We start from the raw sequence: 12,573 nt of genomic DNA, 5'->3' as shown, positions 1-12,573 counted from the left end.
AACGAATTTGTATGCTTTTATTGCATGTCATCGTATCAAATTAGCCAATGTTTGTCAATCATGTTTCGCCTATGATAACTCGTTAAGACAAGTGGCGATTTGTTGATGAAGGGTCGCATATTTTGATTGATTATATGTTTGGATAAAAAAGCTTTTTAGCAATGTTTTGTAATTGAATACTGCGTTTCTGTAATGCTCTTCAGCTAATTGACTCTTTAATGTAACTACTGTTGATGGCATTTTCTGCACTAATTGAATTACCTCATCTTGCTCTAATCCTTGCTCCAGCATCGCAAAAAAATGCCATTAATTTATTCTTTAACTCATCTTCCTTCAAACGTATTGTAGCAACTGATTGACTCCCCTTACTTAATCTTTTTGATTCTCCCAATTACTTTCTTGGTATAGCCCATCTAGCCTCCAACCATTATAAAAACGAACATATGTAAATTCCTTTTGCCAATTATCCTGATGCACAACAACCTTGCTTCGCCAAGGTAAAGTAGATGCATAAACCGGTCCCTTTCGAACCTCAGCTATATGATCAGCTACATCGAGCAGTGTGGAAGGTGCATTCGTATTCTTTATCAAATAAAGCTGCCGATCTGGGCTGGCCTCGAGCTCTTGCATTAACTGCTGGTGAAAAGCAACTACCTGTTGATTTGCCAGAAAAAGTGAATACACAGGAGAGCTCGCAAATAGCGCCATTAATACTGCCACAAAAACAACATGCTTTTTCTTCAAACCTATGTAAAACGACCAATTCTTTTCCTTTTTGTATAAATGAAGATATATTACTAGACTTATTGGCCATAAAAATAGTAGCTGCCAGCAAAGGACAACCCAAAATAGCTCTCCATCTGAAACGAAATATCGAATACTCAGGTAATTGAATAACCATAGAGGAAACGACCAACGCCAAGGAGTCTCTTGCTGCGACCTACTCTTAAAATAAATTAGTAGAAGAGGTAAGCTTAGGAAAAAGGCTGTTGTAAAATCTACTATAGCAAATAACAACCCAACACCTCCATTTAAGGAAAATATTACAACTATTGTAACGGAATTTAAATTAAAGGAAAAGGCTATGCATTCTATATTTTTGAATGGTAGCCTTTATTTTATTAATATTCTTCTACTATTCTCAAACCCACGATATCTTTAAAATCAATGAAAGGTTGAACTTCGTCGTTCCCAATTACTTGACTATATTGTACCTCCACGCGATCGCCAACTGATAGTGTTTCGGGGACATCCACTAGAGGGAACCACGTACCATTGCTATGCTTTTTCACTAATTCATCTACCGATAATTGACCAATCTCACTATCCAAGACACCCGAGACAACTAAAAATTCATGTTCCTTAATCGCTAAGACTGTTCCACTTCTTACTAGCTTCATTTGACTGTCATTTTCCGGTATCCCATATTTTTCTCGTAAGGTGTCAATGTCTTTATGATAATGCTTCTCTAAATAATTCATGGCCTTTTGCTCGACAAGCCATTTTCGAATTGGATCACTTACATCCTTATAATCTGCACGGCTTGCCTCCATTAAAAGGTTGGCTGATGCCATTTTATAGGCGAACGTCTTTGCATAACTAGCGATAAATTCATCCTTTGTACTTGGCAACATTTGTTCATTAAAAGTTAACAATGTTTCATACATTAGTTCCTTCATACTAATGAGCTCCTTATCTACTTGCTCTTGTGTAGGCACTAACTTCTTTTTTTGTGCATAAGCAAAGGACGATTCTATGGATAAAAACAGATCAAAGTCTGCCTTGTGTAATTGATTTTTTCCACTAAAGTTCGATCCAAGTAGTAAATATAGCTCTAAAATTCGTTCATCTAATACTGGTGGGATCATAGAGGTTTGTTTTTGATGATCATTGTATTGCAAATATACAAACAATCCTATACAGACGCTCAAAATCATGGCCAAAAGCCCATATTGCCAGCGTCTAGTAGATTTTTTAACAGGACGCTGTTCTAAATGCTGAATGACATTTGCCATCACACGCTTTTTGCTTTCTGATAAATCCCGTACGACACGAATATCCACTTTACTCATGCAGAAGCACCTCCCATTCAACATGCTGTAGCTGTAGCTTTAGTAACTCTCGCCCTCGACGTAGCCTTGTTTTTACTGTACTTTCAGGAATATTTATCAGCTGCGCAATGTCGACTACAGACAATTCTTCAAAATAAAAATGAATAATGACCTCACGCTGCTTGAATGGGAGAGCTAGGATTGCATTTTCAATCAAAGTTTGTTCATCTTGCCGGACAAGCATATCCCTTCTTGTGATCGTCTGCTTGGCAGCAATTTTTTGTTGTACTTGGATTCTCCGATAAGTCCAACTTCGTAAATAATCTTTACTTCGGTTACTAACTAATTTCGATAAATAAGCCTTAAGCTCACCACGTTCCTCATAGTTCTGCTGATTATCGTAGAACTTTATAAAGACATCCTGAACGATATCTTCTGCACTTTGTAAATCTCTTACATAGTAAAAGGCAAGACGGATAAGTCTCTCTGTATGCTGTTCCATTATTTTTTCCAGTTCATGAATTAGCAACATGATTCCCCCTCTCTACCCTTTAAACGGTGCTCACGTCTTTAAGGTTTGCTTTTTTTGTCATTTATTCAAAATTATTGTCATTAAATGGTGTAATCACCTTTTTTTCCATTGAAGATAATACGATATTGGTAGAGGGAGTACCATAAGGCATAGCCGCATCTATGAATTCCTCTAATGTTTCTACTGAATAGGTTGCTAGCTTGACGATATAGCTAATTTCCCCTGCCACTCGATAACATTCAAGAACATCGGGATGGGCATTACAAAATGCAGAGAGACTTTTACAATCAATAGATTTAAATAAAATAATCGCCTGAATAGTGCGCTCCATTTTTTTGATGTTTACTTTTGCATGATAACCTTCGATTACCCCATGTTCCTCCAGCTTTTTGACACGTTCAATAACAGCTGGAGAAGATAAATGGACAGTGGTCGCTAACTCCTTCATCGAAATTTTTGCATTATGCTGTAACTGCTTTAAAATTTGTGTATCAATTTGATCCATCAGACTTCACCTTTCATAATCAACTTTTTTTCACATAATACCTTTTCAAATAAAGCCATATGGCTAAAATACATTATACAACTTCTGTTATCAGTCCGTCCTATTGATTACAATAGAAGCTATAAAAGGAGGATTAATAACATGAAAAAAATATTATTACTATTAGCAAATGGCTTTGAAGCGGTAGAAGCAAGTGTTTTTACAGATGTTCTTGGCTGGAATAAATGGGAAGGTGATGGTACAACTGAGGTTGTGACTGTCGGTTTGCATGAACAGCTGCAATGCACATGGAATTTTAAAGTGACTCCTGAAAAATTGCTCCACGAAATTACATTAGAGGATTTTGATGCATTAGCGATCCCTGGTGGCTTTGAGGAAGCGGGCTTTTATGAGGATGCCTTTAGTGAGGAATTTCAAACGGTTGTACGGCATTTTGACGAACGTAAAAAACCGATTGCAACGATCTGTGTTGCGTCTCTTATATTAGGAAATTGTGGTATACTCCAACATCGTCAAGCAACGACCTATAATCACCCAACGAGTAAACGTTTAGCACAACTGGAAAACTTCGGTGCAACCATTGTTAATGAGCGCATTGTACAAACAGATCATTTAATCACCTCATCAAATCCAGGAACGGCCTTTGATGTTGCCTTCCGCTTACTAGAAACCTTAACGTCTAGCGAAAATACAATGAAAGTAAAAGACTTAATGGGCTTTCGTTAAACATAGAAAAAGTAGGCTTGCACTAAGCCTACTTTTTTAAGCGTTTTTATTATTTGCCTATAGGTGCTGTTTCTGTTGTGCTAAGATCTATTTCTTTTGCACTTTCTAGCACTTCTTTTGGAATGGTAATCGTTGTTACAGCATTGAAATCATGGTATTTGATCGTTGTTTGCTGTCTTGTTTTTATCGAATTACCTTCTACTTTCATACTTAACGTCATATCCATCGCAATTTCTTCTACATCAAATGTTTCTTTATTAATCAATAATTTGTATGTGAGATTGTCAAAAGACATATTGCCTAATTGTCCCTCTAAATCAGCGTCCATGCCTAAATCCATTACACCAAGCTGTTGCTTTACTAGCTCTGTGAATTTTTCACCTGAACCTTTTAGTGTTAATTCGTAGCGGCTTGCTGTTTCATTTAAAGTGAAGTCTTCAGCAAATGATTGCAGCATCTCTAATTGCTCCGCTGCATCTGGCTGCATGCCTGTTTGACTAAGTACATCATCAAATAGTTGTTTCGGGAATTTTACCCAAGCTTGTTGGTCTGCCTCATACATATACATACCATCTTTAGCTGTCATGTACATTTTAATTGGTAAATTAATTGCTTCACCACTTGTTGGATCTGTTAGGGACATTGTTCCATCCGCAAAGAACTGCATTGGCTCTGTAACAATTTCCATGTTCATATTGCCTTTAGAATCCATTTTCATGGTTTCCTTACCATCGTTAGCTTCTACTGACTGTGAAATGGTCATAGTAGCCTTCATGCTTTTTAGCTCTTTTTGCTTAGCTAATGTTTTGGTAAATAATTCCTCAAGTGCAGCACTATCCTTTGTTGTAGTAGGCTGTTCTTCACTCACCTGTTCCTCTTGAGGCTGCTCATCTTTTTCATCTGGTATAGGCATTGTATCTACCGGTAAGTCTAATGCGTTCACAATAAATGTCGCTAACTGACCACGAGTCACATTTTTATCTACACCAAATTCCGTTGCAGTAACGCCTTTTGCAATACCTGCCTCATATAATGCCGTTACGGCTTCTGCAAATGGGCTATCTTGTGGTACATCTGTAAATGGACTTTCTCCTTTAGCTGTTAAGCCTGTTGCCTGTGCCACCATTACTGCCATTTGACCACGTGTAATCGTTTCATCTGGGCGGAATGTATCATCCTCATAACCTTGTACTACGCCAAGATTAACTAATGTGACAATTGCGTTGTAATATGGGCTAGTTGCGTCTACATCCTTAAATTTCGGATTTTCAGCACTCTCTAAATTTGTTGCAAAATCAAAAGCACCTGCAATCATCTTCGCCGCTTGTCCACGTGTTACGTCTAGTGATGGCTTAAATGTGCCATCTGGAAAACCATTAATAATGCCTGCTTCATGTAGTGTTAAAATACTGTTAAAATGTGCATAATCTTTGCTTACATCTGAAAATGCACTAGCAGCTGAAACTGGTACTACTGATAAAGCTGTAATGGCTATTGCTGTTGTGGCCGCTGTGTAAAGTTTATGTTTTCTCTTTGTCATAATCATTATCCCCCATTTATGTAATTGTAAAAAGGCTTACATTCTAATTCTATATAAATAGTTAGGAAAATGCTAGGATACTTGGAAAATAAATTAGGAATATTTACATTTATCCAATTCATTATCATATAAAAAAACCGACCTCCTAAGAGATCGGTTTTTTAAGTTGATGATTACTCAGCAGCTTTTGCGCGAAGAACCATTTGTAGGATACCACCGTGACGGTAGTAGTCTACTTCTACTTCTGAATCGAAACGAGCTAAAGCTTGGAAAGTTTTAACTGTGCCGTCTTCAGATTTAGCAGTTACTGTTAAGATTTCACGTGGTTTTACGTTGTCAGTAATGTTAACAGAGATTTCTTCTTTACCAGTTAAGCCTAGTGTATCAGCAGATTCACCTGGCATGAATTGAAGTGGAAGAACACCCATCATTACTAAGTTAGAACGGTGGATACGCTCGTAAGATTGTGCGATAACAGTTTTCACGCCAAGTAGGAATGTACCTTTCGCAGCCCAGTCACGAGAAGAACCCATACCATAGTCGTTACCAGCAAGTACTACTAAGCCAGTACCTTGCTCTTGGTATTTCATACATGCGTCATAGATGTACTCTACTTCGCCTGTTGGCCAGTAAGTAGTGAATCCACCCTCTGTACCAGGAGCAACTTGGTTACGGATACGGATGTTTGCAAATGTACCACGCATCATTACTTCGTGGTTACCACGACGAGAACCGTAAGAGTTGAAGTCACGGATTGCAACACCGTTTTCAATTAAATATTTACCTGCAGGTGTATCTTTACCGATTGCACCAGCTGGAGAAATATGGTCAGTTGTGATTGAGTCACCGAACTTCGCCATAATGCGTAAGCCGTCTAAGCCTTTAATAGCTTCTGGCTCTTTTGCAAGACCTTGGAAGAATGGTGGGTTTTGGATGTAAGTTGATTTTTCATCAAATGTGTATAGAGACTCAGTTGATGTTTCAATTGCATTCCATTTTTCGTTCGCTGTGAATACAGTTTCGTATTCTTTTTGGAATAATTCACGGTTAACAACAGTACCTAATACTGCGTTAACTTCTTCAGTTGATGGCCAGATATCAGCGAAGAATACTTCGTTACCATCTTTGTCTTTACCGAATGAATCTTTTTGTAGATCGATATCCACTGTACCAGCAAGTGCATAAGCAACAACAAGTGGTGGAGAAGCTAAGTAGTTAGCTTTTACAAGTGGGTGTACACGACCTTCAAAGTTACGGTTACCAGAAAGAACTGAAGTTACGAATAAGTCATTTGCTTTAATTGCATCTTCGATTTCAGGTAATAATGGACCTGAGTTACCGATACATGTTGTACAACCGTAACCTACAGTGTTGAAACCGATTTGGTCAAGGTATGTTTGTAAACCTGAATCTTCAAGGTAACCAGTTACAACTTTAGAACCTGGTGCTAAAGAAGTTTTTACCCATTTAGGCACTGTTAGACCTTTTTCTACAGCTTTTTTCGCTACTAAGCCCGCAGCAATTAATACGTATGGGTTAGATGTATTTGTACAAGAAGTGATAGCAGCAATTGCAACAGCACCTGTTGGAATTTCTACATCGCCTTCAGCGAATTTCGCTACAGAAGTTTTTGCGAATTCATCTTCTGTTAAACCGAAACCTTGTGTACCTTGTGGTGCCACTACTGCTTCTTTGTAACGAGAACGCATTTGAGATAGTGGAATTAAGTCTTGTGGACGTTTTGGACCAGAAAGGTTTGGTTCGATTTCAGCTAAGTTTACTTCTAATACGTCAGTGTAAACTGGCTCTAATGTTGGATCGAAGAACATGTGGTTTGCTTTTAAGTAAGCTTCAACAACCGCGATGTGCTCTTCGTCACGACCAGTTAAACGCATGTAGTTTAATGATTCTTCGTCAATTGCGAAGTAACCACATGTAGCACCATATTCAGGAGCCATGTTAGAGATTGTCGCACGGTCAGCTAGTGGTAATTTAGATACGCCAGGTCCGAAGAACTCAACGAATTTACCAACTACGCCACGTTGACGTAATACTTGTGTTACTTTTAATGCTAAGTCAGTAGCAGTTGTTCCGTTTGGAAGATCGCCAACTAATTTAACACCGATAACTTCTGGAATTGGGAAGTATGAAGGTTGACCAAGCATACCTGCTTCAGCTTCAATACCACCTACACCCCATCCAAGAACGCCGATACCGTTGATCATTGTTGTATGAGAGTCAGTACCAACTACTGAATCTGGGAATGTTTCGAATGTGCCATCAGCATTTTCGTTAACGTGTACAACTGGAGCTAAGTACTCTAAGTTTACTTGGTGAACGATACCTGTTGCTGGTGGTACAGCACGGAAGTTATTGTAAGCAGTTTGAGCCCATTTTAAGAAGTTATAACGCTCAGCGTTACGTTCGAATTCAAGGTCCATGTTTGCTTGTAATGCAGATGCATTACCATATTTGTCAACTTGTACAGAGTGGTCAATTACAAGGTCAACTGGAATAGCAGGGTTGATTTTGCTTGGGTCTCCACCCATTTCTTTCATTGCAGAACGAAGAGATGCAAGGTCAACAACTACTGGTACACCAGTAAAGTCTTGTAATACAACGCGAGAAGGTTTGAATGGTACTTCAGCTTCTGGATCAGCACCATTGCCCCATTTTGCTAATTCGTTTACGTGCTCTTCTTTAATTACATACGCATCATATTGACGTAAAACAGATTCTAATAATACTTTGATTGAGTAAGGAAGGTTTGAAACTTTTGCAACGCCAGCTTTTTCAATCGCAGCTAAGTCATAGTAATTGTAAGTTTTACCATTCACTTCGAATGATGCACGGCTATTGTGTAAATTACCTTGTGCCATTTGCGGATCCCCCTAATTTATCTTTTTGAAAAGGCTTTAAAAATGTGTAGCATCTTTTCTCCAATACCCATGATAGCGCATTTATATTCATAAGTAAATTACATTAATATTATCTTTTTTGATAAGCATAACTTATGACCTTGGTTTCTATCCTGATGTTTTTAATTTTTTGATGTGCATAATATCAAGGTTTTGTATTAATGAGGGTTTCTATACCTGTCTAACGATGTGTATTTAACAGTACAGATTGAAAAACAAACTGCGATACGCGTTTTTTTTGTAAAAGTGTACCTCATTAGAGAGGTATATAAATTATTATAGAAGAAACTACAAAAAATTAATGTTAAAATAATTTCCTTTCCACAGTTTAAAGACTTAGGTCTTGGCAAAGGAATATCAAATGACGCTTCAACTATATAATCCAATCTATATCATCAGTAAATTCTATAAAACCGATAAAATGATAATCTGCTTTAACATTTGTCTCTTCTGTTCCATCTGTTACACCTACTCTTATCCAACTAAATCGACCTTCACTGATAAAGCAATATCTGAAGGAGGATTTTCTTCTACAACTACATAAGATATTATGTAAGAGCTTTCTGGTAAATCATTTAATACATCTTCATAAGTCTCATTCGTATTTAATACTCCGGTCACTATTTTCTTTTTATCACTTACATTTCTAATACTAAATTGAAAGCTTTCCGTACCAGTATTTAGAATGTAAATTTTCACCTTTGAATCCCCTTTGTTATCAAAGTACGATTTAGGTTTCACCAATAGTGGATGCAATCTGTTCATCAATTATGCGAGCATGAATAATTCCAATTTGTTCTTGTCTACTTCATTATGTGATATCCGATACTACTGGTTTCTCTTTAAATACTTTCGAAACTTCATGGGAAGGTTGATTTTCTTGTATAGATGAACACACACTACTTCCTGTTAAAATAATACATATTGAACAAACTTAAACTAGTTTAAAAATCATTTTATTTAAGTTAATTATAGCAATATATATAACAACTTACTCAACTCTACCAAATCGACTTTCACTGATAAGGAAATTTCTATTGGAGGTTCTTCATCTTGAACAACAGTAGAAATGGTATAAAATCCTTTCGGTAATTGTTCAAATACCTGTTCATAGCTTTCATTTTGCATTAAAATTCCAGTAGCAATTTTTCTTCTATCTTCCATGTCACGTATACTATACACAAAACGCTCAGTACCGGTATTTACCAAATGTACTTTCACATTTATGTCGCCATAGCTTTCAAAATACGTTTTACTATCACCAATTGGAGATACTATTTGCTCGTCAATCATATAACCACGAATCACTTCGATTTTATTCTTGTTTTGGTTTAAATTTTCCCCTTTCATCTCTTCAGTACCAGATTCAGCTGGCTCACTTTTAATTACTTTCGACTCTTCTTGAGAAGAGGTTTCATCTGTTTGAGTTAAGGTCGTTGTGCATCCAGATAAAATTATGCAACAGGACCATATCAGTGCAAATTTATTAATTTTCATCATTTTCTCCCGCGGAACATTATTCTATTTATTGATAATTATACCAAATTTACAAAATAAAAAGAAGCAACCTTTTGGATACTCCACCATTAGAGCCAATGATATGTATTTTTCGAGGAAATTTATTGTTCAAATAAACCCTCCTATTCATTTTTTGTAGAATGATTATTTGTGGCTCACTACTAAAAATCAGGGATGACATTTTTTAAACATATGAAATGTATATAAGCTAAGCAATCCACAAAAATGTAGAAGAAAAAAGACTGAACAAAATTTAGTCCCACCGTCGTCGAATATAATAAACATCTGCACCCAATACCATGATCCAGATTAGGAAGGATCATTAAATCAAATTATATAGTGTTTACGAGTTAACAGCTTCAGGTGTTAATCATTACTAAACAAAGGTTTGTAAACTCAGAATTACACAGATTCTTTAATATTAGGAAAAATCATGATCTGATTTTCAATTAATGTATTGAAGTTAATTCAACGCTTCCCTTTATACCCACGCGAAATTTTTAAATATTATAGAAGAAAGTCACTCATTTTTTTCAAAAATGAGTGTCTTTTTATTGTTCTAGAATGATTTCTTTTCAACCTGCTTACTTATCTAAATATCCCCAATTGCTTAGATAATCTTGACGCTCAAGTCATTTCGTCTTTTTGTGAAAGTTCCACACTATATAATTTTTATTCATTTTGGCGTATACACGTTCCAAGTCATACCACTCCTTTCTATTAATACTATTTTGTAATTTTTTGGGTATTCAAAACATATAATATTAATTAATATATCCGGTATACATTCATCGAATAAAGAATATAATTCTGGAGGGTGTTAAATGAATACAATAAAATCTTTAATTTTCCCCCAAGACTTGAATAAATTGACCAAAACTCTACTTAAAGAGGTTTGTAGTGATATGACTTTAGAAGCGACAGGTAATGTAAATGAATTAGCAAGTAGAGTATGGGACGCTTTTGAACTTATTGAAGGAGATGTTCTTACAACGATTAGTAATAATATTTTTACTGGGCCCGTTTCTTTAGTTTGGTATCGAACTACAAATCCAACTGGTTTAACTGGACTTAAACAAAGTATTATTAATAAAATGCCATTCAACCCTTTCGAAACAGTAATTACACCAAATAGCGAAAATGTTCCCATTGAACCTACTATTATAGCTGCTTCTGAAATCGAAGGTTCACAAGCATATTATTTAAGGTTTATTCATAGAACAGGGGTTAATGTAGATTACTTTTTAACCAACCGTAGAGAATACATTAAACATGAAATTACTACAGTTTATATTGATGAAGTTAAGGGAATAATAGAAGTACGAGCAAGTTCAGCTGTTGCAAAGAAAATCATAGCTGGATTAGCTAAAATTGTAGATGAAGAATATGAATTCAAACAGTATGATTTCTTACAGAAGTATGGCGGAACTCTTGAGCCTTTAGCTGATGTTCTTCAAGGAAGGCTTATTGATGCTACAGGAAGACCAGCAGGAATAATAAATTCATTTGAAGAAACACAAGGTAAATCCATTGTGAGAATACTTTCTGCAATTGATGAATACTATACTAATGGTGAATTATCAGCTCTTGAGCAAAACTTAAATAGCGAAGATATTACCAGCATTTTAGAAACAACACCTTTTTCTTTGTTACTTTTAAGTGGTCTCGAAACAATTGGATTAGGTAGCATTAGAGAGTTAAGAGGCTTACCATTGTATAATTATTTAGAGCCTTATCTATCCAAACAAAAAGGATCAATACTATTTGAATATAGTGTTGGTGGAGTGGTACAAGAATATTCTATTCGAATTGGCGTAACTACAAAGACATTTAAGTTCAATGTATTTGCGTCTGAACATGTATTGGATTATATTAGAGAAAAATTGATTCTGCGAGGTAAAAGTTGTGAGCAATTTAAAACCATGGGAAATTTCTCAAAAAATAGATAATGCACTCGAGGCAATTGCTATAAGTAAAGTTGATAAATTTTACCATAGTTATATTGCAGAAATAACTGGCTTACCTCTTGGAGTAGTTATTGAGAAATTATCTGAATTAGAAAAACAAGAAGCGCTCGTTATAGAATTAGAATTCCACTGTGAGGAATGTAGTAGAAGTATTTTAACTGCCAATAAATATGAATTGGAAAATATGGATTCACTTACTTGTAAGTATTGTGGGGCCGAAAATTGTTTTGATCCTTTAAACGCTATTCCAATCATTAAATTAAGTGAAGATTTCAAACAAAGTTTTTCCAAAAAAAAAATAATAACAAAATGGCTAATGTGGGGTTAAGTAAACAAAATAAACCTGAGAGTTTAAGAGAAATTATAGATATTTTAGAAAAAGAAAATTCTGGTCAATTATTAGATACAGTATCGAAACTCGGGCAAGTAACTATTATTTTAGGAGATGGTTATATGGGTGAATCTAGTAAATATGGTGGTTTAACTTTTGGAGAAAATAAAGGTAATATCACGATTGAAAACAACGGTACACTGAATCAAGGGATCTCTAGCCGATCTGATGATATTAGCGGTGCGTTAAAACAACTTCACGAAGATATTCAACGCCTATCAGGTGAACAACATGAAATTGCAGAAGCGCATTTTGAACTACTTCAAACGCACATAAACAATGGAGATAAAGAGAAAGCTAAAAAACCATTAGAGAAATTAACTGCAATACTTGGTGTTATTACCTCTCTTGTAACTATTGCTTCTGCCTTAGGACTTGGAATCCCTTTAAAATAATTCAGGTGTGTTGAATAACCGTTTTTATCC

The 12,573-nt window shown here is 35.9% G+C and carries 13 protein-coding genes and 1 other annotated feature (1 of these 14 only partly in view); of the genes, 4 read left to right on the top strand and 9 right to left on the bottom strand.

What is annotated here, in order from left to right:
• Window positions 1-11: a binding site (T-box leader), on the bottom strand (it extends 228 nt beyond the left edge of the window).
• Window positions 12-69: 58 nt separating this feature from the next.
• The 5 genes from SJW71_RS11490 to SJW71_RS11470 form a co-directional block, all read right to left on the bottom strand.
• Window positions 70-291 carry a hypothetical protein gene (locus SJW71_RS11490; protein WP_274793229.1) on the bottom strand — a complete coding sequence of 74 codons (222 nt, stop codon included), beginning with the start codon at window positions 289-291 and terminating at the stop codon, window positions 70-72.
• Window positions 292-369: 78 nt separating this feature from the next.
• Window positions 370-1,017, bottom strand: coding sequence for a hypothetical protein (locus SJW71_RS11485; RefSeq protein WP_431812165.1), 648 nt, complete (start codon window positions 1,015-1,017; stop codon window positions 370-372).
• A 104-nt stretch (window positions 1,018-1,121) separates the two neighbouring features.
• Window positions 1,122-2,072 carry a DUF3221 domain-containing protein gene (locus SJW71_RS11480; protein WP_431812164.1) on the bottom strand — a complete coding sequence of 317 codons (951 nt, stop codon included), beginning with the start codon at window positions 2,070-2,072 and terminating at the stop codon, window positions 1,122-1,124.
• Window positions 2,065-2,583, bottom strand: a complete 519-nt coding sequence (locus SJW71_RS11475; RefSeq protein WP_274793232.1) for a sigma-70 family RNA polymerase sigma factor — start codon at window positions 2,581-2,583, stop codon at window positions 2,065-2,067. The genes SJW71_RS11480 and SJW71_RS11475 overlap by 8 nt, the downstream gene beginning before the upstream one ends.
• Before the next feature lie 61 nt (window positions 2,584-2,644).
• A complete protein-coding gene (locus SJW71_RS11470; RefSeq protein WP_407134718.1) occupies window positions 2,645-3,088 on the bottom strand; it encodes an Lrp/AsnC family transcriptional regulator in 444 nt (147 codons plus the stop codon).
• 141 nt (window positions 3,089-3,229) lie between these two features.
• Between SJW71_RS11470 and SJW71_RS11465 the strand changes: the two genes are divergently transcribed.
• Window positions 3,230-3,814 (top strand): DJ-1/PfpI family protein, encoded by a 585-nt coding sequence (locus tag SJW71_RS11465; RefSeq protein ID WP_274793234.1) that lies wholly within the window; start codon window positions 3,230-3,232, stop codon window positions 3,812-3,814.
• Window positions 3,815-3,863: 49 nt separating this feature from the next.
• Here the strand turns inward: SJW71_RS11465 and SJW71_RS11460 are convergent, their stop codons facing one another.
• From SJW71_RS11460 to SJW71_RS11445, 4 genes are all read right to left on the bottom strand, one after another.
• Entirely contained in the window at window positions 3,864-5,354 is a 1,491-nt protein-coding gene (locus SJW71_RS11460) for a DUF6612 family protein (RefSeq protein ID WP_431812163.1), read from the bottom strand.
• Between the two features lie 173 nt (window positions 5,355-5,527).
• Window positions 5,528-8,233, bottom strand: a complete 2,706-nt coding sequence (gene acnA, locus SJW71_RS11455) for an aconitate hydratase AcnA (RefSeq protein ID WP_274793236.1) — start codon at window positions 8,231-8,233, stop codon at window positions 5,528-5,530.
• A gap of 513 nt (window positions 8,234-8,746) precedes the next feature.
• Entirely contained in the window at window positions 8,747-8,971 is a 225-nt protein-coding gene (locus tag SJW71_RS11450; protein ID WP_312506707.1) for a hypothetical protein, read from the bottom strand.
• A 270-nt stretch (window positions 8,972-9,241) separates the two neighbouring features.
• Window positions 9,242-9,772: a hypothetical protein gene (locus tag SJW71_RS11445; protein WP_431812162.1), complete on the bottom strand. Its 531-nt coding sequence runs from the start codon at window positions 9,770-9,772 to the stop codon at window positions 9,242-9,244.
• A gap of 842 nt (window positions 9,773-10,614) precedes the next feature.
• On the opposite strand from SJW71_RS11445, the gene SJW71_RS11440 reads away from it, so the two are divergent.
• Genes SJW71_RS11440 through SJW71_RS11430 form a run of 3 tightly spaced genes read left to right on the top strand, consistent with a single transcriptional unit; the run spans window position 10,615 to window position 12,543 of the window.
• Window positions 10,615-11,739 carry a hypothetical protein gene (locus SJW71_RS11440; RefSeq protein ID WP_274793239.1) on the top strand — a complete coding sequence of 375 codons (1,125 nt, stop codon included), beginning with the start codon at window positions 10,615-10,617 and terminating at the stop codon, window positions 11,737-11,739.
• Window positions 11,696-12,085: a hypothetical protein gene (locus SJW71_RS11435; RefSeq protein WP_274793240.1), complete on the top strand. Its 390-nt coding sequence runs from the start codon at window positions 11,696-11,698 to the stop codon at window positions 12,083-12,085. Before SJW71_RS11440 ends, SJW71_RS11435 begins: the two co-directional genes overlap by 44 nt.
• A complete protein-coding gene (locus SJW71_RS11430) occupies window positions 12,067-12,543 on the top strand; it encodes a hypothetical protein (protein ID WP_322606503.1) in 477 nt (158 codons plus the stop codon). The genes SJW71_RS11435 and SJW71_RS11430 overlap by 19 nt, the downstream gene beginning before the upstream one ends.
• Window positions 12,544-12,573 lie beyond the last annotated feature (30 nt).

Origin of the sequence: Lysinibacillus sp. FW12 (assembly GCF_050817245.1) — a bacterium.
Taxonomy (GTDB): Bacteria; Bacillota; Bacilli; order Bacillales_A; family Planococcaceae; genus Lysinibacillus; species Lysinibacillus irui.
The sequence above is the reverse complement of the archived record's forward strand: the minus strand, read 5'-3'. Positions and strand labels throughout refer to the sequence as shown.

Excerpts from the sequence above, each read along its gene's own strand:
- SJW71_RS11480 (WP_431812164.1), bottom strand. The coding sequence starts at position 2,072 with ATGAGTAAAGTGGATATTCGTGTCGTACGGGATTTATCAGAAAGCAAA.
- acnA (WP_274793236.1), bottom strand. The coding sequence starts at position 8,233 with ATGGCACAAGGTAATTTACACAATAGCCGTGCATCATTCGAAGTGAAT.
- SJW71_RS11440 (WP_274793239.1), top strand. The coding sequence starts at position 10,615 with ATGAATACAATAAAATCTTTAATTTTCCCCCAAGACTTGAATAAATTG.
- SJW71_RS11465 (WP_274793234.1), top strand. The coding sequence starts at position 3,230 with ATGAAAAAAATATTATTACTATTAGCAAATGGCTTTGAAGCGGTAGAA.
- SJW71_RS11475 (WP_274793232.1), bottom strand. The coding sequence starts at position 2,583 with ATGTTGCTAATTCATGAACTGGAAAAAATAATGGAACAGCATACAGAG.
- SJW71_RS11490 (WP_274793229.1), bottom strand. The coding sequence starts at position 291 with ATGCTGGAGCAAGGATTAGAGCAAGATGAGGTAATTCAATTAGTGCAG.
- SJW71_RS11470 (WP_407134718.1), bottom strand. The coding sequence starts at position 3,088 with ATGGATCAAATTGATACACAAATTTTAAAGCAGTTACAGCATAATGCA.
- SJW71_RS11430 (WP_322606503.1), top strand. The coding sequence starts at position 12,067 with ATGGCTAATGTGGGGTTAAGTAAACAAAATAAACCTGAGAGTTTAAGA.
- SJW71_RS11460 (WP_431812163.1), bottom strand. The coding sequence starts at position 5,354 with ATGACAAAGAGAAAACATAAACTTTACACAGCGGCCACAACAGCAATA.
- SJW71_RS11445 (WP_431812162.1), bottom strand. The coding sequence starts at position 9,772 with ATGATGAAAATTAATAAATTTGCACTGATATGGTCCTGTTGCATAATT.